The following is a 24,815-nucleotide window of genomic DNA, read 5'->3' on the forward strand; positions in this document are numbered from 1 at the left end:
CCTTCATCGTTCACGCGGCGTTGCTCCATCAGACTTTCGTCCATTGTGGAAAATTCCCTACTGCTGCCTCCCGTAGGAGTCTGGGCCGTGTCTCAGTCCCAGTGTGGCCGGTCACCCTCTCAGGTCGGCTACGCATCGTCGCCTTGGTAGGCCGTTACCCCACCAACTAGCTAATGCGCCGCAGGCCCATCTGTAAGTGATAGCTTGCGCCATCTTTCCGTTTCGGATCATGCGATCCAAAACCCTATCTGGTATTAGCATAAGTTTCCCTATGTTATCCCAGTCTTACAGGCAGGTTGCCTACGTGTTACTCACCCGTCCGCCGCTAGCCCCCGAAGGGACTCGCTCGACTTGCATGTATTAGGCACGCCGCCAGCGTTCGTCCTGAGCCAGGATCAAACTCTCCATTAAAGTTTTTGATCTGACATCAAGTCAACGTGACTTTTGTTACGATTTGTGATACTTGGATTCTATCTGGTTTTCAAGGAACTAATCACGATTGCTCATGTTTTGCACCGCTGATGTTTTTTCATTTATCAGAGGCGACGTTTATTAATATAGCATATGCCCTAGACTAATGCAAGAACATTTTTTAAAAATGAAACGTGTCACTGGGGGACTGAACAGAATGCTGCGAATCGCAAGCTACAACATCCATAGCGGAAAAGATATGTTTTGGCGCAATCGCCTCGATGCGATGGCAGATGTACTGGCACAAAGCAGCGCTGATCTGATCGGTCTCCAGGAAGTGCACCAAAATTCGCGAATGGGCTTTCAAGCAGCTTATCTGGCCGAGCGACTCCACTATGTATATGCATTCGCCCCAGCTTTGGCTATCGCAGACGGCCAATTCGGTAATGCCCTTCTTTCAAGGTTTCCTCTTACTTCTGCGGAATCCATCCGCTTGCCCGCGACGCGCGAGCCAAGGATGCTTCTGTACGCCACCGTACCTGCCTGCGACCGCGAAATCTCCATCATGGTCACCCATTGCAGTTTAGACAAAACAAGCCGCCTCCAACAGCTCCAATACATTACGGGCCTCGTAGCAGAAAAAAAAGACACCCCGCTGCTCTTGCTGGGTGACTTTAATTCTTCAAGCGTTACGTTCCATCCGGATTTGGTCGACTGCGCAGTTGCCATGAACCAAACAAATCAGTCGACGCTCGTCCCGATCAAGAAGCGACTTGATTACATTTTTGCTTCGACTCAGTGGAGCATCAAAAACTACACCGTGTTGCGGGCAAAATGCTCCGACCATTACCCGCTGCTGGTTACACTGGAACTGCCTGAACAGCTAGCTCCTGCAAAATAAAGTCTTTTACGTCCACAAGGCGCGCCGGTCTCTTCATGACGTGCTTTGCTCCTGCCACAATCAGCGGAACAAGTGAATCGCGCTTATGCAAGGAGCCGTGGCTACCACCACCAAGATGCGTCGGTGCATACTCTGAATAAAACTCGTATGCCGGGGCAGCCGTAATGATGACCACCTCGTCATTTCTGGCAAAAAGCGCACCATGTAAACGACTCAATGCATCCGGATAGCTGTCAAAGAAAATATTTCCTTGTGAGTCGAGCTGCAAATCAAGGACTTTCAAATCTCCCTCGATGGTCCACTGCATTCCATAACAATCGGACTGCCCTCCGCCTTTTCGATATTTGAGCGTGTTATGCCCTCGTCCGCCATTTTGCACATGAACCCACCCGTTCTCCTTCCAGGCAATGAGGTCAATCCGTGGCTCACCCGTAACGGCAGCCACGATCTTTGGCGTCAATCCATCGTACATCGGATACAGATAGGTCATCCGCTCGTTATTGCAGATAACGATCTCATCTTCTTTCTTGATCTCCTCGCCCAACTTATGCAGTCGAAACGAGGCGAGCAATTTTTCCAGCTCGATATTATGAGAATCATCCAAGCCGATCGTCGTTTGGCCATGATCGCTGATAAATATGAAAACATTTTCCTCAAGAGCCTTCTCCCATGATTGAAATGTGTTGAGAAAGCGAGCGATCTGCTGATCGACAGCTGCCAAGTGCTCAGTGGCTTTCATGGGAGAGCGGTGCAACTTGTGGTCGTTATCCGGTAAGTACACAAGTGTAAAATCCGGCTGTTTCCCGCTTGTGACGACCTCAATCAGAACATCGATTGCGTATGCGTCATTGATCCCGTAGGAACCGAGCGATGTATGCCCCATCCCCCACGGAATCGGGCGAAAAATGTTTGGAACAGCCATGGTCCCCATGCTAAAAATAGAAGGTCCGCTCACTTTCCGCGGCATCTGTCCACCAGTTACGGCTTGCAGCGCGAGAGGTAGCTGCAAGGTATGCTTTTTATGTCCGCGGTGGGCAATCACATTGATGGAGCCGGAAACGAAGCCTTGTTCCTCCAGCACTTCATGAATCGTTTTGACATATCGGCTCAAATGCTTCTCATTCAAATCATAGAGCACGTTTTGTGCACAGTGGGCGATCCCTATTTTGGCAACAGGCATGGCACCATTGATGTAATTAATGATTTTTTTCGTATCTGGTTCATACCAAACAAGGCCCGGCACCGTATGTTGATCGGGATAGACCCCTGTGATAAGCGAGCAATCAATGGAGGCCGTCATTGTTGGAAAAACGGTCGCACAATCGTTAATGTACTGACCGTGTTCCATCATGTATTGAAATGCTGGTGCTTTATTTTCGGCAACACATTGCTCCAAGACATCGGGCATCATTGAGTCAACAAGGAAAAGAAGTACCTTTTTCATCCTGTACCTCCCTCACCCCCTACGAGAGTCAATCCGTATCCGTTAGTCTTGGCCTTTGCCGATCATCTATGCATGGATGTGCTTACTGTTTATCGATGCGAATGCTGTCTTTGTTTACGGTCAGCTGCAATCCAGCCGCTTTCGCAACCGCATCGGTCAGTGATGTGTACACAGGATCAGTAGCACTTTCCGCCTGATTGCCTTGCAGTTGTTTCAGAACACTCGTGCGGATCGAAACATTCGATCCCTGTTTGGTGAACAACGGGGCGATCGCCGGAAACGCAACGCCATTGATTAGAATCTGTTCGTCCTGCTCCTCGATGCGGAAATTCTTCACACCCTCGGTCTTCAACCCCGCAATCACTTGAGCGATATCGTCAGAGACAATGACATCCGGCGTCAAACCAACATGGTTAACGACTCGATGCTTCGGAGTGAAATATTCATGCAGCGTAATTTTCAATGCATCGCCATCGACGAGCGGTATGACTTGCTGGGCGCTTCCTTTTCCGAATGTTTTGGTGCCAACTAGCTTGGCGATCCCATTGTCCTGCAGCGCGCCGGACAACATCTCTGAGGCTGATGCTGTAGAATCGTTGACAAGGATGCTCACAGGAAATTTGACGGTTTGGCCGTTGTAGACGCGGGTAGACACCTCAATTCCATTGCGGTTGGTGGTATACATCAGGATGCCGTCCTCCATGAAAAGAGATGCGATATCCCGGGCCGAGCTCAAATAGCCCCCGCCGTTATCCCGCAAATCCACAATCAGCCCTTTCAGCGGCCGGTTGCCTTGGGTCAGCGTTTGCAGCGATTTTTGGAACTGCTCTCCGGCATCGGAGCTGAATGTATCCAAGCGAATATAGCCGATGTCATCCGTAAAGTGAGCCGCCGTCGTTTCGGGAATTTCCAATACAGCACGGTTCATCTTGACAGTGAACTGCCGTTTTTCTTCCGCGCGGTAAAAGACGAACGACGCACCTGTCCCTTCATCTCCTTTTAAAAACGTAAAGACGTCTTCAAACGACTTTCCCTTCATTGCCGTTCCATCGACAGTCAGAAGCAAATCTCCCGCTTCCACGCCAGCCACCTCAGCAGGTGAATTGGCAACCACCTCGCGGATCATTGGAAGATCGCCCGACATGCGCAGTTTGAAGCCGAAACCGACGATTTCATTTTCGACCGCCTCCTGAAACTGCTTCAATTCTTCCTTGCTGAAAAACATTGTGTACGGATCATTCAATGTGCCAAGCATTCCGGCAATCGCGAGACGCTCCAGCTTTTTTTGATCGAGGCCGCTTTGCTTTTGCCACGCCGCCAGTCGTGTCTTCAGCTCAGGCAACGTATCATCATCGGCAGCGTACACATAAGCGCCTTTTGTTTGTTTGCTCAATTCCTCGCTGACCGTCTTCAAGGCACCCGTTACGAGCTGAGCTACCTTCGGCTTGCTGATATGGAAAGATACGAGGTCAAAGAAGATGTCATCAAACTCATTGGCCGTTGTCGGTTGCCCCGCTGCCTGTGCGATCGGCACAGCACCAAACATAAGCACCAGCGAGAGTGAGACGGACTGCAGCATTTTCTTCATTTCTGTTCCACCGCCCCTTTCAGCGTATCTAGCGGAATGCGCAGTGCGCTGGTTCCGTAATCCTGGTACGTATCACTGCCTGAGTACGCTGCGTATTCTTTGTCGTATATTTCTTCATAGCGCCAAACTTTTCGTACGAGCAAATTGGTCTTGTGATCGAGGTAATACTTTGTAACAAACGTCGGGACGCTCTTCAGCCTTCCAGCTCCCAATTGCAGCTTTGCGGATTGTGTTCGCAGCCTGTCGGACGGAATCCATTCCGTGATGACATCGTAATCACCAAACGATTGCTTCAAGTAACGGGCATTGAGCTTTGTCACCCGATCGAAGACCGATTGCTTGTCCACCCATTCATGCATGTAATCAATCGTCGATTTGGATTGTTTGGACCAAGTATCCTCTTCGAAATCATGCAAATATTCGACGTTCGCAGAATCGTCATAGTACGTTTCCAGCTTTTGCAGCACGAGGCTTTCAGGCGCTTGGTAGTAACCCGTGACATGGCTGAACTTACCCTCATTGTCCACCGTTTGCTGATATTTAAACGAGTACCCGTTCAACTGCGACTCACCCTGGATGGTCACATTCGGTGTATTGTCGGTACGGTGCAGCGCATACGACAAGTCATTCGCAAAACTCGATTGCTGCGCGAGCAAGTTTAGTTCTTGCTTGATCGAATCAATCATCAAGGCGTGATGCATTTGCGTTTCTTTGTCTCTGCTCGTGTCAAGCAGCTGCTGAATCTCACTATCTTTTTTCAATTCGTTCAAATAATACACGGCATTGAGCAGCGCATGGTCGTTTTGCGGAAACTGTGTATAAAGATCGATCGCGTTCTGGGTATTCCCGCGTTTCGCTTCCATTGCCGCCTCATAAGTAGCAAGTGCCTGCCATTCTTGGCTTTGCGGTTTGATTTTGGATTCGTAGGTGCGAAGATGGGCGAGCACCGTGTCAAAAATTTTCGGATCTTCCGTTTCGATTTTCAATGCAAGATCGTACACATTCGCAACCAATAATTCCAGTGTGTCCGAGAGAACGACTTTATCCGCGAAATAAGCGTCTATAGATAGAAAAGCTTCTTTCATATTCTCCTGCAGCGACACTTCCGGGTTCCAGCTTAAATAGTAGTGAACCCCAACTTGGTTGTAAAATTTCTCATCGGCCAGCTTTTGCAGCGTCTTCCACGTATTCGCTTCGTCATTGTAATTGCGGATTCTGGCTGCTGCTTTTACATAAAGCGATTCATCCGGACTGATTTGATCGGTATATACGCCAAAGAGCGGAAAAATATCTTCAATCTCAGGCACGATCGGGAATTTTGTCTGGCTCGGATCAAGCAGCGGCAAAATCGGCCCCGCCGCCATGTAGCCCAGCATGTTGACCGCAAGGATGGCACCGTCACCCCGAGTCAGCTTGTCCGTTTGTTGGCCTGCTTGTAAAAGTAGAAACAGCTTCTTGCTCATGTCGTCATTTGCCGCTGGACCAGAATGGAACAGTGCAAACAGTTGGGTGACTTCACCTTTTGTAATCGGTTGATTGGGATGGAACTCCTTACCGGAGAAAATCCGCTCCAATGCATTGGGACCGTACATTTTGTTAAAAGCGATCTCCATTCTGAGCACCGGCTGGTACAGCCATGTCATCCGGTCGACATCCACATAGGGTAGATGCGGTTCGTCAAAGCCTTCACCTAGGCCGAGCTCGTCATGCTCCGAAAGCATGAGCAATGGATAAAACACCTGTTCGTTTTGTGAAAACAAACGATCCAGAACGACCATGAATTCCCCTCGCGTCATGTATCGGTCTGGCTCAAATTTCGCACTTCCTTTTGCACCGCTGAACAAGCCATTTTCATAGCCGTACACGATCGCATTTTTTGCGTAATGCTTGCTGATATCACTAAAAGGCAACGCAGCAGGTGCAGCCCCCGCCACCGTTGGCAAGAGCAGTGATCCTATCAGGGCGCATCCGGAAATGATTTTTATCATTGACACAGGCATCCTCCTAAACGAGAATCCGTCCACACTCATCACAATGTACCAAACCTTTCCCCCTGCGCCATTCATTGCGGTTATGGAGGGAGAGCTCACGGAAACAACCGGTACAAGCCTCTCCCTTTACTTCTACAATCGGGTTTTGCTTTAATTTCGCCAAGCGGTAATATTCGGCAGCCCATTCTTCCGGCAGGCTTTGGCCCAATATAGCCAGTTCGAAATCAAGCTCCTGCATCCGCTGCAGCAGCTTGAGTAACTGCGCTTCCTGTTCATCGTCGAATTGGGCGAGTGCCTTGCGGGCAAGCCATAGCTCCTGTTCTGCAAGCAGCTGGGCGATCTCCTCATCAGGTGTAGTCGGATTCACAAGCGCCGCCGCCTTTTGTTCACAGAGGGCCACACTTTGTGCAAGCTCCCCCTGCATTTTCTCCAATTGCGCATGAGCGGCACGCGCCGCTACCAACGATTCTTGCTTCACATGCCATTCCAACAACTGCTTTACAGACGCCATGCCTCTCACCTCTTTTACATATACGTGAACGGATCAGTGTGGATGGCTGACGCCACGACTTCTGTTGTGTATCCGTTTTGTATAAGTCGGTCTCGCAAAAAATCGGCCACTTTGCCCTTCATGATTTTTTCAATGTTATGTCCCGCATCGATCAAATGCATGCCATCTGCCATAGCATCATGCGCCGTATGGTAGTAGATATCGCCAGTAATAAGCACGTCTGCACCGCGGAACGCTGATTTACCAACAAAGGAATTGCCGTCGCCACCGACAACCGCGACTTTTTTGATCGTCGCGTCCAGCGGCCCGACAACACGCAGGCCAGTCAATCCGAACACTTGCTTCACATGCTGTGCCAGTTCCTTCAACGTCTGCGGCTGTGGCAGCTTACCGATGCGTCCGATGCCGTACGACTTACCAGGCAGTTCAAGTGGATACACATCATAAGCGACTTCCTCATAAGGATGAGCCGCCTTCATTGCTTTAATCACAGCCGATTGTTTGGATGCCGGCACGATGGTTTCCAATCTCACTTCTTCCACTTTTTCGAGCTTTCCATGCTTTCCTATGTATGGGGTAGTGCCTTCTTGTGCCAAAAACGTCCCGGTGCCTGGCGCAGCAAAAGTGCAATGGCTGTAATTGCCGATCGCACCTGCACCTGCTTGACCGATCGCATCGCGAACGACATCCAGATGAGTGGTCGGCACGAATACCACCAGCTTTTTCAACGAGTCTGTATAAGAAGGATCGAGCACTTCCACCTGTGTCAAGCCGATAGCCTCCGCTAGCCAATCGTTAATCCCGCCATCTGTGGCGTCCAAATTCGTATGGGCTGTGTAAACGGCAATATCATTCTTGATCAGCTTTTCAAACGTTTTGCCAGCGGCCAAATCGGTGCGCAAATGCTTCAATGGGCGAAAAATGATCGCGTGATGGGCAATGATCAAATCCACCCCTTGCTCGATCGCTTCGTCCACGACGTTGTCTAGGACGTCGAGTGCGACCATCACCTTTTTGATCGGCTTTTGCAGCGTTCCCACGTGCAAGCCGATCTTGTCCCCCTCCATCGCGTATGCTTTTGGAGCAAGCAGCTCCATATATTGAATTATGGTTTGTCCGTTTGCAAACATGCGATCACCTCATTCATCCAGTCCAAATCTGCTTGTATATGTGTAAGCTTTTCCGACGCTTCCGTGCGTGCGGAGCTTTCGATCTGCTTTTTAATCGATTCCCACTTATTTTTTTCCCGCTCCCATTTTTGTGCGAGGATGGCGGGCTTTTTTTGCCATAAAAACGGTCCGATGCGGAACAGCTCGGTTGTCATACGGTCTTGTCCCTCGTAAGGCACGACCGGCTCCCCTACTTCTGCCACCAATATCTCGTAAATGACGCCGTCCTCTTCAAGGATCGTTTCGTCGATCAATTGCCAGCCGTTTTCGTACAGCCAACGCCGGACAAGCTCCTCACCGACATTAGGCTGCAGCACCAGCCGCTTCACGCCCGGAAGCTTGTTGCGCCCATCCTGCAAAATGGAGACGATCAACTGCCCGCCCATCCCGGCGATGCAAATCACATCGACCTCGCCTGGGGACAGGACTGCAAGCCCGTCTCCTTTTCGCACCTGCGCACGAACGCGGGTCGCCAGCCCATTGATTTGACGGCAAGCTGCTTGGTATGGCCCTTCGTTAAGCTCCCCTAGAATGACATGGGATGCGATATTATTCAGTAACAAATAAGCAGAAAGCAGTGCATGATCCGATCCGATGTCCGCCACGCGAGCACCGGCAGGGCAATACGCTGCAATCGTTTGAAGTCGTTTCGATATAGGAATTGTTGTCATTTCTTTCCCCCGCTGCATTGCTGTTATTCTCCACTATTCTACCTTATTTACTAGCAAAAGCCTAACAAAAGAAACCCCGTCAGCTCGACAAAAGCTGATCGGGGTTTCTCGTCTGGATTCAACAACCAATTTGACGAGCGATGACAGTGCGCAGGATTTCCGACGTTCCTTCGCCAATTTCCAACAGGCGAGCATCGCGGAAAAATCGCTCCACCTGATACTCTTTCATATAGCCGTAGCCGCCGTGGATCTGGATGGCCTGGTGCGTAGCAGCCATCGCCACCTCGGATGCGTACAGCTTTGCCATTGCCGCTTCTTTTGAAAAGGGGCGACCTTGGTCTTTGAGCCATGCGGCTTTGTACACCATCGTGCGGGCAAGCTCGATTTGCATCGCCATATCCGCCAGCTTGAACTGAATCGCCTGGAAGTTGGAGATCGATTGACCGAACGCTTGGCGCTGCTTGGCATATGCCAGCGCTTTGTCAAAAGCAGCCTGAGCGATCCCGACTCCCATCGCGCCGATACCGATTCGGCCGCCGTCAAGGGTGATCAGGAACTGCTTGAAGCCTTCCCCCATTTTGCCTAGCACCATGTCCTCGTCCACCTGTACCCCTTCAAGAACAAGCTCTGTCGTGTTCGAGCTATGCAGCCCGAGTTTTTCGTAATTGTCGATGACACTGAAGCCTTTCGCATCGGTCGGCACGATAAATGCCGTAATCCCTTTTGCTCCTTGGCTCTTATCCGTAACTGCCGTCAAAGCAAGGAATTTGGCGTAGGAAGCATTGGTGATAAAGCATTTGGAGCCATCGATCACCCAGCCGTTGTCAGTCTTTACAGCAGTGGTGCGCGTACCGCCCGCATCGGAACCAGCACCAGGCTCCGTGAGACCAAATGCGCCCATGCTTTCACCAGAGCAAATCCGCGATAAGTAGCGCTGCTTCTGCTCCTCGGTGCCAAACAATGAAAGGGGAGCACCGCCAAGCGAAATGTGTGCAGAGTACGTGATGCCTGTCGAACCGCATGCACGGCTAAGTTCTTCTACCACGATGGCGAAGCTGATCGTATCCGCCCCTGCGCCTCCATAGTTCTCCGAAAATGGCAAGCCCATCAGCTCGAGCTTCGCCATCTCTTGGAAGATCTCTACCGGAAAGCGCTTACTTTTATCCCTTTCATCAGCACTCGGAGCCACGACTTCATCAGCGAATTCACGAATCATGTTGTGGAGCATCCGTTGTTCTTGTGTCAAATCAAAATTCATTTGTGCTCACCTCACCTTATCATTTATTCCGTTATTCTTGTTGACTGAGCGTTTGTTCAGAATGATACTTTTATTATACACAAGCCAGTTACAATTGTGTGTGAATTGAAAAAAGCGAGAAGAGAGATTAGAAAACCTGGCTACGCCAAGCTTTTGGCGGAGCCGCGGTTGCACAAAAAGACCCCGCCTATTACAGGCGGAGCCATGTGAACCACTGCTGTCGTGTAAAGAAAAAAAACAGCGAGCTGATGAAAATTTTGATGAAAAGCAACAGTTGAATCGTATCTTGCTTTGCCTGCGAGATGTACAGCGATTGCACCTCCGCACCAAAGAAAAACAAAATGCCGCAGATGCAAAGCGCTCCGGCGATTCGTGGATTGCGCTGATTGAGAAGAAAGCCTACCCCAATCATAAACAACGCAAACGGCACCCAGTACAGTTCAGCGAGCCACCAGCTGTACAACGCGCTTACCCGATCCAGCGTCACATATCCGTAGAGCAAGCCTAAACCGATGAAGCCGCAGTAAACCAAGTACAAGAAACGAAAAATAAGTCCATTCAAACAAAACAGAAGGCAGATCGCCAACAAAAACATCATCAGCATATCAGTCGCTGCGTCGATTTGCTTCAGAAAATAGACGCCTCCGAAAATTAGCAGCAAAAAGGATAGGAGCAAGGAGACGTGTGTAAAGACGGGTGAAAACCGTCGACAAACGTGTGCCAATATGTAGAAAAAAAGTGTGATGCAGGAAGAAATGGTAATTTGCATTAGAAAGCTGAAATCGTTAAAATGAAAGGCAAGCAAGATGAAGCCGGCGATGACGGCAGCGCCAACGAGCCAAAACAGGATCATTTTCCATGATACGGTATTGTTCCAGCCTACTCCTTGCTGAGAGCCTGAAGTGTTTTTCGACCGGCCACCTACAGCCTGACCTGCTGCAACTTGCGAATCCGCTTGCGCTGCTCGCTCTCCTTCGGTGTACAGATTCAGCAAAAAAATGCAGTAATGCTCGGGCAGCAAATGATTTTTTCGCCAATGCTCAATTTCTTTGACAATGATCTTCTTACGCTGATCCTCCATGGAGAACCCCCTTACAAAACGAGTGAGGATGAGGGATATACAATAGAAAAGCCTACGCCCTCCCAAATGCGAAAGCGTAGGCCAGCATCTATTTAATTATCGGCTATTCAAGAAAATCTTTTAAGCGTTTGCTACGGCTCGGATGGCGCAATTTGCGTAGTGCTTTCGCCTCAATTTGTCGAATACGCTCACGAGTGACACCGAACACTTTTCCTACCTCTTCCAGTGTGCGTGTGCGTCCATCGTCGAGGCCAAAACGCAAGCGAAGAACGTTTTCTTCCCGATCGGTCAATGTATCCAGCACGTCTTCGAGCTGCTCTTTCAACAGTTCATAGGCAGCTGCATCGGAAGGAGCGAGTGCTTCCTGATCCTCGATGAAATCGCCCAGATGGGAGTCGTCTTCTTCCCCGATCGGTGTTTCCAAGGATACAGGCTCTTGCGCAATCTTCATGATCTCCCGTACTTTTTCCGGAGTCAAATCCATCTTTTCCGCAATCTCTTCAGGCAACGGTTCTCGTCCAAGCTCTTGGAGCAATTGGCGTGACACACGGATCAGCTTGTTGATTGTCTCCACCATGTGCACCGGAATTCGGATGGTACGCGCTTGGTCAGCAATCGCACGAGTAATCGCCTGGCGAATCCACCATGTGGCATACGTACTGAACTTGTAGCCTTTGCGATAGTCGAATTTCTCCACCGCTTTAATCAAGCCCATATTACCTTCTTGGATCAAGTCAAGGAAGAGCATGCCGCGTCCAACGTACCGCTTGGCGATACTGACCACGAGACGCAGGTTGGCTTCTGCCAGACGGCGCTTCGCTTCCTCATCACCTTGCTCGATACGCTGTGCCAGCTTGATCTCTTCTTCAGCAGAAAGCAGAGGAACACGACCGATCTCTTTCAAATACATGCGTACCGGGTCGTTAATTTTGATTCCAGGCGGGACAGAGAGATCATCGAAATCGAATTCCTCAGAATCCTCATCTTTCATCATCTGATCGACATCTTCTTCGTTTTCGTTCGATACTTCTACGCCCTGATCCCCAAGGAACTCGAAGAACTCATCAATTTGGTCCGAGTCTTGCTCAAATCCGGAGAGACGATCAATGATCTCTTTGTATGTCAGTACGCCACGTTTTTTGCCTAGCTCAACCAGTTGTTCCTTTACCTGTTCAATGGATGTGGCCTCCATGTCAGGAGTCATGTTTTGCTTGTTCATCTACTTTCCCTCCTTCCTCGGGAATGTTAATGATCCTACCCTTCCTTTAAAGCATTTTCTAATTCATGAATCTTCATTCCCACAAGGCGAGCTTGATCCATCAATTGCTTACGTCGTTCTTCCTCTTCACATTCGCCGCGCTGAGTCATCAGGAAATTGTACTCCTCACGCAAACGTTCCAACTCAAAACTTTGTAACGGGTAGATATTCACTTGTCTGATGTAGTCACTAATCTCTTTGTCAGAAACGTCTTCGTTGCACTCCATCATAGCCAATCCCGAGGCTAGTTGCTTTAAGTTTTCATCGTCCAGATAACGGATAAAATCACCAGGATCTTCCGGATTGCCTTCGGCATAGAAAGCATAAAGATAAGCCGCTAGCGCGTTGTGTTCGTCCTGCTGGAAATCCACCTTGCATTCTTCCCGCACACGGTCAGCGACATCCTGGCTTTTCATCATATAATGGAGCAGCATTCTCTCCGCTTTTGCATGAGCCGTCACAGGAGGCGAATTTTTTGCACCCACAAATTTGCCATTATTTATACTATTATTCCATACTGGCTCTACTTTATCCCTTTGCTCATTTATTTTTTGCTTGTTCTTGTGCACCTGACGAGCTTCTGCCTTGATGGTCTCCAAGGGCACCGTAAATTCATCAGCTAGCTGCCGCTCATACATGTCCCGCTCAATCGGGCTACTTAGCTGCGTGATTACTTCCAGCGCCTCCTGGATGTATTTTGCCTCATCATGCTTATCATGTAATACGCGCTTGCCCCGCAAATGTTTCAATCGAAACTGTGTGACAGGCATTGCCTGCAAAATGACCTTTTGCGAAAAGGCGTCTGCTCCGTACTTTTTGATAAAGTCATCGGGATCAATTCCCTGCGGGAGTGGTGCAATGCGCACCGTGCATCCCACCTGCTGCAAAATTCCCAGCGCCTTCGCCGTCGCTTCCTGACCGGCATTATCACCGTCATAACAAAGGATAACCTGTTCTGCATTCCTTCGGATCACGCGGGCATGTTGCTCCGTAAAAGCCGTGCCTAATGTGGCGATGCCGTTTTTGATCCCTGCTTGCCATGTCGAAATCACATCCATATATCCTTCAAATAAAATGGCTTGATTCCGCTTGCGGATGTGCGTGCGTGAGCGGTGCAGGTTAAATACGGTTCTGCTCTTGTTAAACAGGCTTGTTTCCGGACTGTTCAAATACTTGGGCTGTATATTTTCTGTTGCCCGCCCGCCAAATCCGATGACCTCTCCTTGGGAATCCTGAATCGGAAACATAATCCGGCCTCGAAACCGATCAAAGATTCGCCCGTTGTCATTTTGCGCCAAAAGTCCCGCCTCGACCATTTCCTGGGGCTCAAACCCTCTCTTTTTCAAAAAATGAGTCGTAAAGTCCCAGGAATCAGGCGCAAAACCGATTTGAAATTCATCAATGATCTGTCTTGACAGCCCCCGTTTCTCCACATAGCGTAACGCTGCTTGTCCGTATGGCGTGGACGTAAGTACGTGATGATATAGTTTCGCCACGAGACGATGCGCTTCATACATGACTGCCTTGCTGTCCTGCTCCATTGGTGACTCTGCCTGCTCATAAGGCATTGTCAGACCAACGCGCTCAGCCAGCTTTTTGAGCGCTTCCGGAAAGGTCAAACCCTCGATCTGCATGACGAACGAAAACACATCACCACCAGCGCCGCAACCAAAACAGTGGAAGAATTGCCGTCCCCCATTCACATTAAACGAAGGGGATTTCTCGGAATGAAACGGGCACAGGCCCACGAGCGCTCTTCCGCTTTTTTTTAGTTGAACATATTCGCCGATGATATCGACAATGTCCACCGCTGAACGAACCTGCTGGACAAATTCGTCATTGGATTTAGCCATGCGTGTTAGCACCTTTCTTGTACAGATAGGAAACCTATCCAGTATAAGTGCAACTAAGGCTTCGCCGCAAAGCAAAGCTTGACGAGCCTGTTTTCTAACAATGAGTTAATGTAGTTCGTCAAATTTCGGCAAATTCCTGCTGCCCTCGTTATTTTTTCGCCTGATTTCTCTTGATAATCTCCAAAATGATGTTTGCCGTCTCTTCGACAGCCTTTTGGGACACATCGATGATTGGACAACCAATACGCTCGATGATTTTACGCGAGTACTCCAGTTCCTGGTTAATTCGGTCTAAATTGGCATAATTGGCTTGAGCTGTAAGTCCCAGCGCTTTTAACCGCTCCGTTCGGATTGCGTTCAAGTGCTCCGGATTGATGATCAGTCCGATACAACGCTCTTTCGGCACTTGGAACAATTCCTCCGGCGGGTCAACCTCCGGCACGATCGGCACGTTGGCCACTTTCAGCCGCTTGTTCGCCAAGTACATGGACAGCGGCGTTTTGGAGGTGCGCGAAACGCCGATCAGCACGACGTCGGCGCGCAAAAGGCCCCGAGGGTCCCTGCCATCATCATATTTGACTGCGAACTCGATGGCATCCACTTTCCGAAAATACTCCTCGTCAAGGCGGCGCACAAGTCCTGGCTTTCCCGTTGGCGACACGTTTAATGTCTCTTGCAGGGTCAACAGCAGAGGGCCCATGATGTCGATGATCGGAATGCCCGCTGCGGCCGCACACTCCATAATGTACGCTTTTAATTCTGGAATCACTAGCGTAAACACAATCATCGCCTTTGACTCTTTTGCCGAGGCGATCACCTCGTCAATCGACGTTTTATCTTCAATATAGGGGTACTTCTGAATGTCAATCAGACGAGAATCAAACTGACTGACTACGGCGCGAACGACAAGCTCGGCCGTCTCGCCGATGGAATCTGATACGACGTAGATAATTTGACCCGATTGATCGTTGCTCATCGCTTCTCCTCCTACAAAAAGGGCTCGCTGCCAAGCTCGACAAAAGCTCTGGCAATGGTTGTCTTGGTTACCCGGCCAATCAGCTCCGATTGACGGCTGTCTTCCTCGGCCGGCCTGACCACAGGAAGCGAATCAATCTGGAAGTCGATCAGTTTTTTCGCCGCCATAAACAGGCTCTCTTCCGGAGCGCAGGTGACGATGTTGGGCATACGAGTCATGATAATGCTGACAGGAATCCCTTCCAAACCTTTGTTCCCAAGAGATGCGCGCAGTAAATCCTTGCGGGAGACCACACCAGCCAAATACCCTTTTTGGTTTACCACATACAAGGTTCCTACATCCTCGAGAAAGAGCGTTACGATGGCATCATATACAGAAGCATTCTCCTGCACGACGATCGGCACGGCCTTGTAATCGTTGACGAGCATCTTGTGCAGGCGTTCGCTGATCACCGTTCCCGCTTGTTTTCCGGCATAAAAATAGCCGACACGCGGTCTTGCATCCAGATACCCGGACATGGTCAAAATCGACAAATCTGGTCGAAGGGTTGCCCGTGTCAAATGAAGTCGTTCTGCAATCTGCTCACCGGTGATTGGCCCATGATCTTTCACGATCTGTAAAATATGCTCTTGTCGTTTCGTCAGTTCGATGACAAATCACCACCGATCCTTACATCTTTATATGTCTAGTATTACTCTCTTTTTAGCAAATCTCCTGCTTTGCGACAGAAAAATGTAAAGCCTCCGTTTCAATCGGAGGCGAATATACTAGAAAAAAGTCGAATCTTGAAAGTGAAGTGGGCGAGCAAGATGCCCGCCCACACTTGATCATACGGCGTGGATTGGTGTTTTATGCAAACACGATCTTGGCAAAATCCGCATAGGCAAAAATCGTTTTCGCCACATTTGCGAGCAAAGCAAGTCGATTTTGGCGGACCCGCTCATCCTCGACCATGACCATGATCTGTTCAAAGAAGGTCTGGATCGGTTCGCGCAAGGACGCCAGAATTTCCAGCATTTTCACAAAATCGCCAGTCGCTTCCACCTGTGACAGCTCTTGCTTTACAGATACATACGCCTGATGCAGCGATTTTTCCACCTCTTCGGTGAATACCGCCTCGTCAATTTCCAAGCTAGTCGCTTTTTGCGCCAGATTGTTAACGCGATTGAACTGCTCTACTGTCAGCTTGAACGAATCGTCGCGAACGATTTCCATCAATGCTTTCGCACGCGCCAGAACGTTTGGCACAACCGACAGGTCGGTAGCCAGCACCGCGTCGATCACGTCGTAGCGGACGCCTTCTTCTTGCAGCACGTTTTTCAGGCGGAGCGCAAAGAAATCGAACAAGTCTTTTTTCACGTCAGCCGCTTCCCGCTTGTTCACGCCTTGCGCTTGATAGTTAGCCAGGGCGATATCAAACAGCGCATCAAGCGAAAGCGTCCAGTTGCGTGCAACCAGGATATTGACAATCCCTGCAGCCAGGCGACGCAAGCCATAAGGGTCTTGAGAGCCGGTTGGAATGATGCCGATCGCAAAGCAGCCCACGATAGTATCGAGTTTGTCGGAAATGGAGACGACAGCGCCTTCCGCCGATTCTGGCAAGATGTCGCCGGCAAAACGCGGCAGGTAGTGCTCGAAAATCGCATGTGCAACCGCCTCGGTTTCTCCCGCTTTTTTAGCGTAATCTTGACCCATGATCCCTTGCAGTTCCGGGAACTCGTTGACCATGTTTGTGACCAAGTCGAATTTAGCGATGGACGCCGCGCGTTCGACGGTCGCGATATCGGCCATAACCGCGTCTGCGATTTGATCGGCATTTTTTACGGTACGGCGCACTTTATCGGCGATTGTGCCCAATTCTTCATGGAACACGATGTTTTCCAGCTTTGCGATGCAGTCCGCGATTGCCAGCTTCTGGTCTTCGGTATAGAAGAACCGTGCATCAGCCAAACGGGCACGCAGCACTTTTTCATTCCCTTTCGCAACCGTCTCAAGCGAGCGGGAATCCCCGTTACGTACGGTCACGAAATGGTTCAACAGCTTGCCCTGCTGATCTTGTACCGGGAAGTAACGCTGGTGCTCACGCATCGAGGTGATCAACACTTCGCGTGGGATGTTGAGGAAATCCGCTTCAAACGTTCCGAACAGCGCTGTTGGGTATTCGAGAAGATGAACGACCTCATCCAAAAGGCCTTCATCGATCGGGATGATCCAGTTTTGTTTTTGCTCCAATTCTTTCAATTGGCGCACAATCACTTCTTTGCGTTCCTCAGGGTCAACCATGACGAACTGGTCAGCAAGCAGCTGTTTGTAATCCGCCGCGTTCGTAACGGTGACGTCGTGGCCGAGGAAACGGTGTCCACGGCTGACACGGCCTGTTTGCACGCCTTCGATTTCAAACGGGATGATTTCGTCGCCGAACAATGCGATCATCCAACGGATCGGACGGGCGAATTTGAGCTCATGCGCGCCCCAGCGCATGTTTTTCGGAAAGCTCATACCGACGATCACGTCTTTAATCGCTGGCAGCAGCTCGGAGGTTGCACGTCCCACTTCATTTTTACGTGCATGGACGTATTCAACACCGTTCACTTCTTTGAAATAGAGCGCCTCCGGATCAACGCCGTTGCTACGCGCAAAACCAAGCGCCGCTTTCGACCAGTTGCCCGCTTCGTCTTGGGCGATTTTTTTCGCCGGCCCCTTCGCCTCATCATTGCGGTCTGCCTGTTGTTCACTCACACCCGCCACCAGTACGGCCAAGCGGCGTGGGGATTCGTACAGGTTAATTTGATCGAACGAGATTCGTTCGGTTTGCAGCCATTTTTCCAGCTTTTCCTTCAGTTGCGCTGCAGCCGGTGCTACGAAACGGGCTGGCAGCTCTTCCATTCCGATTTCCAGTAATAGATCGCGTTTACTCATGGCTATTCGCCCCTTTCGCAAGCATCGGGAAGCCGAGACGCTCCCGCTCTTTGTAATAGGTACTCGCAATTTCGCGCGCCAGGTTGCGCACCCGCGCAATGTAGCCTGTACGCTCGGTTACGCTGATCGCACCGCGCGCATCGAGCTGATTGAACGTATGGGAGCATTTCAGCACGTAGTCATAGGCCGGGAACACGAGACCTTCCTTCATGACGCGCTTCGCTTCTGCTTCATAGGTGTTGAACAGCTTGAACAGCATGTCGGCGTCCGATACTTCAAACGTGTATTTGGAATGCTCGTACTCCGGCTGATGGAACACATCGCCATAAGTAAAGCCATTCACCCACTCAAGGTCAAACACGTTTTCTTTTTCCTGAATGTACGATGCCATCCGCTCCAGGCCGTACGTAATTTCTACGGCCACCGGCTTACAGTCGATACCGCCCACTTGCTGGAAGTATGTGAACTGGGTGATCTCCATCCCGTCCAGCCACACTTCCCAGCCGAGACCCCACGCACCAAGCGTCGGCGCTTCCCAGTTGTCTTCGACAAAACGGATGTCGTGATCGAGCGGTTCGATGCCAAGCGCGCGCAAGCTTTCCAAATACAGCTCCTGGATATTGTCAGGCGACGGCTTCATGATCACTTGAAATTGGTGATGCTGATACAGACGGTTCGGGTTTTCCCCGTAACGGCCGTCAACCGGGCGGCGAGAAGGCTCCACATAAGCCACGTTCCACGGCTCAGGTCCGATACTGCGCAAAAACGTCATCGGGCTCATCGTACCCGCACCTTTTTCCACATCGTATGGCTGAACGATGATGCAATTTTGTTTTGCCCAATAATTTTGCAGGGTTAAAATAATGTCTTGAAAATTCATTTTCATCTTCTTTCCACCTCCGTAAAAAGTTCCATGCCAGTAAACCTCTCCGCAACCTGGACGACCGTTCAGATGCGTACGCAAAACTTGTTCATCTCACCCATGGTGTATGCGAATGCGCTTATGAGGCAAATAAAAAACCTCTCCATCCGCTATACCATGCTTCGATGAGCTGGTATAGGGACGAGAGGATCTCCCGCGGTTCCACCCTATTTGGCGCAATGCTATGCAGACATTACACCCACTTTGGTTCAAGATGCTCCGGAATGCCGTTCATCGTCTTGACTACCAGGCTTTCACCTTCCCCGGTTCGCTACACAGCCAGTGGACAACTACTCTTTTCCTTCATTGCATCACAATATGTACGTACTGCTATTGCAAAATATCATAGCGAAAAACACCCCCCCTGTCAACAGGGCGCTTCTCACGGTAGCTTTTCCATCTGATCGAGAAAATTGCGGCTTTTCAAACGGATATCCAAATGTTCGTCGATGAAGCGGCGAAGCACGTGCTTTAACTGGCTGCGCGTCGACGGCTTGACATCAATTTCGCCCAAGCGCTCGAGATCAAACATTTGAAACAGGCGCAGCAGCTTCCAGGTAGTAGGAGTCACCGTGATGGAGTACGGATCGTGAACCTGACAATTAGGGCACAGCAATCCACCGTGCGTGACGCTAATCACAAATGGCTCCTGCGTGCTACCACAATCGGAACAGGCGTGAAGCTGCGGCTTGATCCCCGCCACAATCAGCATTTTGCTTTCAAAAATGCGACTGAGCACTTCCGCATCCCTGCCCTCATCAAGATAGCGCAGCGTGAGCAAGAGCAGTTGAAACAGAAAAGGATTGACCTCACCTTCGTGGGTCAATCGGTCAAAGAGCTCTACGATATAGGCCGTATATGCGGTCAAGAGCAGGTCTTGACGCAGGGCGGCAAATGACTCGACGATCTCGCCTTGTGTTAGATCGGCCATGCCGAAACCGCCTGTTTTTACGAGAAAGTAGCCATAGGTGAATGGTTGAGACACGGCAGCCAGACGGCTTCGCGGCTTCTTAGCACCTCGAGCCATGACGCCGACTTTGCCGTGTTCTCTGGTGAAAAGAGTCAACACTTTGCCCGCTTCTCCGTAGTCAACGGTGCGGATCACGATACCTTCCCATTTTGCAAGCATGTTTACGATTCACCCAGTTCTCCCTGGATCGAATCAGGCTCCTCTTGAATAACTGGGATCGGCTGTTGATCGTGTTCCCGGTACAAGAGATAAGCATGGATGTCACCGGTGGAAGCGAAATAACTCCAAGAAAAGTCACGAAGCAAAATGCATCATCCTTTCCTGTTACGGGCTGTATCCACTTCCTCTATAGCATCCGCTCTCTCGCCTGATTCTATCCTTGAAAAAAATGTCTTACCCGATCCCGTTACTTTTCATCAAAAAAGCCGAAATTGCGCAGCATGCGATCCTGGTTGCGCCAATCTTTCTTCACCTTAATCCACAGTTCCAAAAATACTTTGTCGCCCATCAGCCGCTCGATGTCCATGCGCGCACGTCTGCCAATCTCTTTAAGCATGTCCCCTTTTTTGCCAATGAGGATGCCTTTTTGCGAGTCGCGCTCGGTATAGATCGCCGCATAAATGTACAGCGTTTTGCCGTTGTCGCCGCGCTTCATCTCCTCTACGCCGACCGCAATGGAGTGCGGAATTTCTTCACGCGTCATCTGCAGCACCTTTTCCCGGATGAGCTCAGCCACAATAAAGCGCTCCGGATGATCAGTCACTTGATCAGCAGGGTAATACATCGGCCCTTCTTCCATCTCGTTGTAGATGGATTCAAGCAGCGCTTGCGTGTTGTTTCCTTCCAAAGCGGAAATCGGCACGATCTGTTTGAATGACAGCTGCTGGCGGTAATCGTCGATGATCGGCAGGATCGCTTCGGGATGAATCTTGTCGATTTTGTTAATGACAAGAAAAACAGGTGTCTTCACCTGCTTCAGTCGCTCGATGATATATTCGTCCCCTGCTCCCCGCTTTTCCGTGGCGTCGATGACAAAAAGCACGAGGTCAACTTCATTGAGGGTGTTCTCCGCTACCGAGACCATGTAGTCCCCGAGCTTCGACTTGGGCTTGTGAATGCCCGGCGTATCGAGGAAGATAATCTGCCCCTCAGCAGTGGTGTGAACCGCCGTGATTTTGTTGCGCGTCGTCTGCGGTTTGTTTGACATGATCGCGATCTTTTGACCGACGATATGGTTTAAGAGCGTTGATTTGCCGACATTTGGCCGGCCGACAATCGAGACGAATCCCGATTTGAACACTTGTTTGGTCTTGCTTTTATCCACGTAAATCCTCCTTGGTGAATGCCCCGGGCAACAGGGTTTGGACACTGGTTACACTGACATTATCTTGTAAGTTGGCGAGAATGACCGGCATATCGGCAGGGCACAGCTCCGCGAGCACTTGTCGGCATGCACCGCACGGCGATACAGGGCCAGGCGTATCGGCTACGACCGCAATTGCAGCAAAAGCGTTTTCCCCTTCCGAAACTGCTTTGAAAATCGCTGTGCGCTCCGCACAATTGCACAGCGGGTATGCAGCGTTCTCGATATTACAGCCGAGATACACCTTGCCAGAGGTCGTCAAAAGCGCTGCCCCGACGGGAAACTTGGAATACGGCACATAGGCGTTTTTTCGAGCCGCTACGGCCTGCTGTATCAGTTCCTTTTCGTTCATACACGTCTCCCCTTTTCTTTACTCTCCCCAAGGCTTTCTTACATCAGCCACTCCGCAATTTTGCGGTACAACGGCGGGCCGAACACGATGATACCAGCGACAACAGAAGCAGCGGCTGCCACCAGGACAGCCCCAGCCGCCGCATCCTTGGCAGCTTTGGCCAGTGGATGCCGGTTGGTCGTCACCAGATCAACCGCTGCTTCAATCGCCGTGTTCACTAGTTCAAGCGACAGCACCAGCGCGATAAACAGCAGCAAAAGCAACAGGTCATCTCGCGGTATGGCCAGCCACCAGGCACCGGCAAGCACAGCTGCCGTAAAAAAGAGATGGATGCGCATGTTGGGCTGAGTCATCACCGCATGGCGGATTCCCGCCCATGCAAACCGCAAACTGCACAGGAACCGATACAATCCCTTCCGCTCTTTCACCGGCCTTCTCCTATCTTGTCAGGCCAATTGATTGCAAAATCTCTTCCTGACGTGAAAACATCTCTTTTTCATCCGCTTCCGTCATATGATCGTAGCCGATCAGATGGAGGAAACCGTGCACGGCGAGAAAGCCCAGTTCCCGTTCAAAGGAATGGCCGTAATCTCCAGCCTGCTCGCGCGTTTTAGGTATGGAAATGACGATATCCCCAAGCATATTCGGGAAATCGGCGAGGTCCTCTTCATCCACGTAGATGTCGAGCTCATCCTCCCCTTGCTCATTCATCGCAAAGGAGAGCACGTCTGTCGGGCGGTCCACGCCACGGAAATCGCGGTTCAACTCATGAATCCGCTCATTGCCGACGAATGTAAGGGAAACCTCGCCCGAGATCTCTTCACGCTCGGCTGCTGCCTGTAAACATTTCTCCACAAGCGCCAGATGCTCATCGGTGAGCGCTTCCTCAAACTCATTCGTCATTTCAATTTGCAACATGTCATTCACTTCCTCTAGGCGAAACTAATTCCGCCGTTTCTTCCACATTGTATGCCCGGATGATTTTTTGGACGAGGCTGTGACGCACAACGTCCTCCTCCTGAAAGGCGATGAAGGCGATCTCCTTGATCGGCTTCAAAATGCGATCGGCTTCGCGCAGGCCCGATTTTTTACCTCTTGGCAGGTCGATCTGCGTGATATCACCGGTCACAACCATTTTGGATCCAAAGCCGAGACGAGTCAAAAACATCTTCATCTGTTCGCCGGTCGTGTTTTGCGCTTCGTCCAAGATGACGAACGAATCTTCAAGCGTGCGACCGCGCATATATGCCAATGGAGCAACCTCGATCAAGCCGCGCTCCATCATTTTGGTTACCTGCTCATTGCCCAGCATATCGTATAGAGCATCGTACAACGGCCGCAAATACGGGTCAACCTTCTCTTGCAGATCGCCCGGAAGGAAGCCGAGGCTTTCTCCCGCTTCCACAGCAGGGCGGGTAAGCACAATTTTTTTCACGCGTCCGTTTTTCAGCGCGTTTACGGCCATCACGACAGCCAGATACGTTTTCCCTGTACCCGCTGGCCCGATTCCGAACACAATGTCCGACCGTTTGATCGCCGCCAAGTAATGGCGCTGTCCCAACGTTTTCGCGCGGATGACTTTTCCTTTCTGCGTACGGGCTACCTCTTCATCAAATACGTGGAGCAATTGCTCGGCGTCGCCTGTTTTGGCCAGTTGCAGCGCGTAGGAGACATCCCGCTCCGACAGCGTGATTCCACGGCGAATCAGCTGCAGCAAAATGTTAAACAGCGATGCCAGCTTCTGTGTTTCCTCCCTGTCGCCCTGAATGACGATTTCGCCATCCTTGGTGACAATTTTGGCAGTGGTGTTTTCCACGATCTTTTGCAGATACGTATCATGCGGTCCAAACAACATGAGTGCTTCTGCTGCATCCGTAAATGGGATTGTTACCTCATCTCTTACGTGCAAAAGGCTTCCATCTCCTTGGTACGGTTCATTCCGTAATTCGTATTATGGGAATTGGTCTATGGGGCAGGCTGCACATTCGTGAACGGCTGCTCTGCCGTAATGTCTTCGATGACTGTATAATGCATGCTCAAGTAAACTTTACCATTCTCTTCTTTTATCTGCAAAACTTTTTCGTCCGCGATTTTCGCATCCTTCTCTGCCTGGCGCAGCACATCCTGCCTGGCGACCTGCTTTGCCAGCTCGATGGCTTGCTCTTTGGACAACATGCGGATTTGCGGCTCCGTCTCCATCTGGTCGGAAGACGTAATGCCAATCGGCAGCAAAAACCGCCCTAAAGACAGCAGCGTCTGTTCGTTTTTCGTCTCAAAGCTGGCATATTCATCCCCTTGCAGCGGCCAGATTCGGATCGATTGGGAACCAAGCGTGAGGTAGACATTATTCTGGTTATGGCCGGTAAACATGTAGCGCGTCTGGTTGAGCGGAACTGTAACCTTTGTTTGGTACCATACCTCCCCCTCCACTTTGCCGCGTGCCGCAACGACGGCCTGACGCATTTCATTCCCGATGATGCCCGAAATCAGAACTTGTCCCTTCTGCACAAATTGATCCTTCTGCACCATAGTTTTACCCTTTTCCGCAAGAATAGTGTGCACGACCGCTTTTTTCTTGGCGATGATATTGCGTGGACCTTCCACAGGTGGTTTTTCTGGCTGCTCCTTTTCGACTACCTGGATGATGATCTTTGTCCCAGTTTTCTCCACACCGATCCAGGAAGCCTCCGGCAGCAACCCGAGCAGTTTTCGCTGCAAGGTAGTCGGCTCGCCGAGCGCAGGCTGCCATGCCCCTCTTTTAATTCCGTATTGTTCAGCCACCTGCAGCACTTTGTAGACCGGCAGTTTTTTCGTCCCTTTCACTTCCACCGACCAAACAAACGTGGACAGCATATACACGCCGATAAGAAACAGCAAAGCACCGATCGCAAACCCGAGTCTGCGGTATACCATCCGCAGCCAAAACGGTCCACCTTTCCGTGCATGGACGTGCGTACGACAGCCTGTCTCACGTAAGAGCGGACGTATTCGCTTGTAATCCTCCACCAGCATGTCAAACTGGCCAGACTCCTCGCCCAGCCGTTTGATGTTCCAGATATGCAAGCCTTCTTTAACCGCTCGGTTGATGAAGCGTTCAAATCGTTTACCGCGGATGTTGATTGTCACATGGCCGCCTAGCCATTCCCGAAGTGCATTTCGCATCCGTGATCCCCCCAT

23 protein-coding genes and 1 rRNA gene are annotated in these 24,815 nt (G+C 50.5%); 1 reads left to right on the plus strand and 23 read right to left on the minus strand.

Translation table 11 applies throughout. The annotated features are described in order from the left end of the window. Positions 1–411 (minus strand): 16S ribosomal RNA (locus EDM56_RS23330); the annotation flags it as partial. A 217-nt stretch (positions 412–628) separates the two neighbouring features. On the opposite strand from EDM56_RS23330, the gene EDM56_RS23335 reads away from it, so the two are divergent. Next, the gene (locus EDM56_RS23335) at positions 629–1,312 is read left to right on the plus strand and encodes an endonuclease/exonuclease/phosphatase family protein (RefSeq protein WP_246009503.1); all 684 of its coding nucleotides are present in this window, start codon (positions 629–631) and stop codon (positions 1,310–1,312) included. Here EDM56_RS23335 and EDM56_RS23340 read toward each other — a convergent pair. The 22 genes from EDM56_RS23340 to yqfD all read right to left on the minus strand — a co-directional run bounded on the left by EDM56_RS23340 (position 1,272) and on the right by yqfD (position 24,800). Beyond that, positions 1,272–2,756: an alkaline phosphatase family protein gene (locus tag EDM56_RS23340; RefSeq protein WP_122920344.1), complete on the minus strand. Its 1,485-nt coding sequence runs from the start codon at positions 2,754–2,756 to the stop codon at positions 1,272–1,274. The two genes, EDM56_RS23335 and EDM56_RS23340, sit on opposite strands and share 41 nt — an antisense overlap. An 82-nt stretch (positions 2,757–2,838) precedes the next feature. Further along, on the minus strand, positions 2,839–4,344 hold the full coding sequence (locus tag EDM56_RS23345; RefSeq protein WP_122920345.1) for a S41 family peptidase: 1,506 nt from the start codon (positions 4,342–4,344) through the stop codon (positions 2,839–2,841). Then, positions 4,341–6,332: an S-layer homology domain-containing protein gene (locus EDM56_RS23350; protein ID WP_246009513.1), complete on the minus strand. Its 1,992-nt coding sequence runs from the start codon at positions 6,330–6,332 to the stop codon at positions 4,341–4,343. The genes EDM56_RS23345 and EDM56_RS23350 overlap by 4 nt, the downstream gene beginning before the upstream one ends. Positions 6,333–6,348: 16 nt before the next feature. Then, complete coding sequence (locus EDM56_RS23355; RefSeq protein ID WP_122920347.1) at positions 6,349–6,846, minus strand: C4-type zinc ribbon domain-containing protein; 498 nt, start codon at positions 6,844–6,846, stop codon at positions 6,349–6,351. Positions 6,847–6,860: 14 nt separating this feature from the next. Continuing rightward, complete coding sequence (locus EDM56_RS23360) at positions 6,861–7,976, minus strand: Nif3-like dinuclear metal center hexameric protein (RefSeq protein WP_122920348.1); 1,116 nt, start codon at positions 7,974–7,976, stop codon at positions 6,861–6,863. Then, positions 7,952–8,686: a tRNA (adenine(22)-N(1))-methyltransferase gene (locus EDM56_RS23365; RefSeq protein ID WP_122920500.1), complete on the minus strand. Its 735-nt coding sequence runs from the start codon at positions 8,684–8,686 to the stop codon at positions 7,952–7,954. Before EDM56_RS23365 ends, EDM56_RS23360 begins: the two co-directional genes overlap by 25 nt. A 118-nt stretch (positions 8,687–8,804) precedes the next feature. Then, the gene (locus EDM56_RS23370; protein ID WP_122920349.1) at positions 8,805–9,944 is read right to left on the minus strand and encodes an acyl-CoA dehydrogenase family protein; all 1,140 of its coding nucleotides are present in this window, start codon (positions 9,942–9,944) and stop codon (positions 8,805–8,807) included. A gap of 190 nt (positions 9,945–10,134) precedes the next feature. After that, positions 10,135–11,025 (minus strand): hypothetical protein, encoded by an 891-nt coding sequence (locus EDM56_RS23375; RefSeq protein WP_122920350.1) that lies wholly within the window; start codon positions 11,023–11,025, stop codon positions 10,135–10,137. Between the two features lie 103 nt (positions 11,026–11,128). Then, complete coding sequence (gene rpoD, locus EDM56_RS23380; RefSeq protein WP_122920351.1) at positions 11,129–12,244, minus strand: RNA polymerase sigma factor RpoD; 1,116 nt, start codon at positions 12,242–12,244, stop codon at positions 11,129–11,131. A gap of 35 nt (positions 12,245–12,279) precedes the next feature. Beyond that, on the minus strand, positions 12,280–14,136 hold the full coding sequence (gene dnaG / locus EDM56_RS23385; protein WP_122920352.1) for a DNA primase: 1,857 nt from the start codon (positions 14,134–14,136) through the stop codon (positions 12,280–12,282). A gap of 148 nt (positions 14,137–14,284) precedes the next feature. Further along, positions 14,285–15,112 (minus strand): pyruvate, water dikinase regulatory protein, encoded by an 828-nt coding sequence (locus EDM56_RS23390; protein WP_122920353.1) that lies wholly within the window; start codon positions 15,110–15,112, stop codon positions 14,285–14,287. Positions 15,113–15,123: 11 nt separating this feature from the next. Then, complete coding sequence (ccpN, locus tag EDM56_RS23395; protein ID WP_122920354.1) at positions 15,124–15,756, minus strand: transcriptional regulator CcpN; 633 nt, start codon at positions 15,754–15,756, stop codon at positions 15,124–15,126. Positions 15,757–15,961: 205 nt separating this feature from the next. Next, on the minus strand, positions 15,962–18,031 hold the full coding sequence (gene glyS / locus EDM56_RS23400; RefSeq protein ID WP_122920355.1) for a glycine--tRNA ligase subunit beta: 2,070 nt from the start codon (positions 18,029–18,031) through the stop codon (positions 15,962–15,964). Continuing rightward, complete coding sequence (gene glyQ, locus EDM56_RS23405) at positions 18,024–18,911, minus strand: glycine--tRNA ligase subunit alpha (RefSeq protein ID WP_183192574.1); 888 nt, start codon at positions 18,909–18,911, stop codon at positions 18,024–18,026. The genes glyS and glyQ overlap by 8 nt, the downstream gene beginning before the upstream one ends. Before the next feature lie 424 nt (positions 18,912–19,335). Continuing rightward, on the minus strand, positions 19,336–20,082 hold the full coding sequence (gene recO / locus EDM56_RS23410; RefSeq protein WP_122920357.1) for a DNA repair protein RecO: 747 nt from the start codon (positions 20,080–20,082) through the stop codon (positions 19,336–19,338). A gap of 2 nt (positions 20,083–20,084) precedes the next feature. Further along, positions 20,085–20,228, minus strand: coding sequence for a YqzL family protein (locus EDM56_RS23415; RefSeq protein WP_122920358.1), 144 nt, complete (start codon positions 20,226–20,228; stop codon positions 20,085–20,087). A gap of 101 nt (positions 20,229–20,329) precedes the next feature. After that, positions 20,330–21,247: a GTPase Era gene (gene era, locus EDM56_RS23420; RefSeq protein WP_122920359.1), complete on the minus strand. Its 918-nt coding sequence runs from the start codon at positions 21,245–21,247 to the stop codon at positions 20,330–20,332. Continuing rightward, complete coding sequence (locus EDM56_RS23425; RefSeq protein WP_122920360.1) at positions 21,240–21,638, minus strand: cytidine deaminase; 399 nt, start codon at positions 21,636–21,638, stop codon at positions 21,240–21,242. Before EDM56_RS23425 ends, era begins: the two co-directional genes overlap by 8 nt. 38 nt (positions 21,639–21,676) lie before the next feature. Then, positions 21,677–22,066 carry a diacylglycerol kinase gene (locus tag EDM56_RS23430; protein ID WP_281274983.1) on the minus strand — a complete coding sequence of 130 codons (390 nt, stop codon included), beginning with the start codon at positions 22,064–22,066 and terminating at the stop codon, positions 21,677–21,679. A 10-nt stretch (positions 22,067–22,076) separates the two neighbouring features. Continuing rightward, positions 22,077–22,556, minus strand: coding sequence for an rRNA maturation RNase YbeY (ybeY, locus tag EDM56_RS23435; protein ID WP_122920361.1), 480 nt, complete (start codon positions 22,554–22,556; stop codon positions 22,077–22,079). Position 22,557: 1 nt separating this feature from the next. Further along, complete coding sequence (locus tag EDM56_RS23440; RefSeq protein WP_122920362.1) at positions 22,558–23,547, minus strand: PhoH family protein; 990 nt, start codon at positions 23,545–23,547, stop codon at positions 22,558–22,560. Positions 23,548–23,603: 56 nt separating this feature from the next. After that, positions 23,604–24,800, minus strand: a complete 1,197-nt coding sequence (yqfD, locus tag EDM56_RS23445; protein WP_122920363.1) for a sporulation protein YqfD — start codon at positions 24,798–24,800, stop codon at positions 23,604–23,606. Positions 24,801–24,815: the final 15 nt, after the last annotated feature.

This window comes from Brevibacillus fluminis (genome assembly GCF_003710825.1).
Classification (GTDB): Bacteria; Bacillota; Bacilli; order Brevibacillales; family Brevibacillaceae; genus Brevibacillus_D; species Brevibacillus_D fluminis.

Bases quoted from the DNA above. Each gene is read 5' to 3' on its own strand.
- EDM56_RS23335 (WP_246009503.1), top strand. From the start codon at position 629: ATGCTGCGAATCGCAAGCTACAACATCCATAGCGGAAAAGATATGTTT.
- EDM56_RS23340 (WP_122920344.1), bottom strand. From the start codon at position 2,756: ATGAAAAAGGTACTTCTTTTCCTTGTTGACTCAATGATGCCCGATGTC.
- EDM56_RS23345 (WP_122920345.1), bottom strand. From the start codon at position 4,344: ATGAAGAAAATGCTGCAGTCCGTCTCACTCTCGCTGGTGCTTATGTTT.
- EDM56_RS23350 (WP_246009513.1), bottom strand. From the start codon at position 6,332: ATGATAAAAATCATTTCCGGATGCGCCCTGATAGGATCACTGCTCTTG.
- EDM56_RS23355 (WP_122920347.1), bottom strand. From the start codon at position 6,846: ATGGCGTCTGTAAAGCAGTTGTTGGAATGGCATGTGAAGCAAGAATCG.
- EDM56_RS23360 (WP_122920348.1), bottom strand. From the start codon at position 7,976: ATGTTTGCAAACGGACAAACCATAATTCAATATATGGAGCTGCTTGCT.
- EDM56_RS23365 (WP_122920500.1), bottom strand. From the start codon at position 8,686: ATGACAACAATTCCTATATCGAAACGACTTCAAACGATTGCAGCGTAT.
- EDM56_RS23370 (WP_122920349.1), bottom strand. From the start codon at position 9,944: ATGAATTTTGATTTGACACAAGAACAACGGATGCTCCACAACATGATT.
- EDM56_RS23375 (WP_122920350.1), bottom strand. From the start codon at position 11,025: ATGGAGGATCAGCGTAAGAAGATCATTGTCAAAGAAATTGAGCATTGG.
- rpoD (WP_122920351.1), bottom strand. From the start codon at position 12,244: ATGAACAAGCAAAACATGACTCCTGACATGGAGGCCACATCCATTGAA.
- dnaG (WP_122920352.1), bottom strand. From the start codon at position 14,136: ATGGCTAAATCCAATGACGAATTTGTCCAGCAGGTTCGTTCAGCGGTG.
- EDM56_RS23390 (WP_122920353.1), bottom strand. From the start codon at position 15,112: ATGAGCAACGATCAATCGGGTCAAATTATCTACGTCGTATCAGATTCC.
- glyS (WP_122920355.1), bottom strand. From the start codon at position 18,031: ATGAGTAAACGCGATCTATTACTGGAAATCGGAATGGAAGAGCTGCCA.
- glyQ (WP_183192574.1), bottom strand. From the start codon at position 18,911: ATGAATTTTCAAGACATTATTTTAACCCTGCAAAATTATTGGGCAAAA.
- recO (WP_122920357.1), bottom strand. From the start codon at position 20,082: ATGCTTGCAAAATGGGAAGGTATCGTGATCCGCACCGTTGACTACGGA.
- EDM56_RS23425 (WP_122920360.1), bottom strand. From the start codon at position 21,638: ATGAACGAAAAGGAACTGATACAGCAGGCCGTAGCGGCTCGAAAAAAC.
- ybeY (WP_122920361.1), bottom strand. From the start codon at position 22,556: ATGTTGCAAATTGAAATGACGAATGAGTTTGAGGAAGCGCTCACCGAT.
- yqfD (WP_122920363.1), bottom strand. From the start codon at position 24,800: ATGCGAAATGCACTTCGGGAATGGCTAGGCGGCCATGTGACAATCAAC.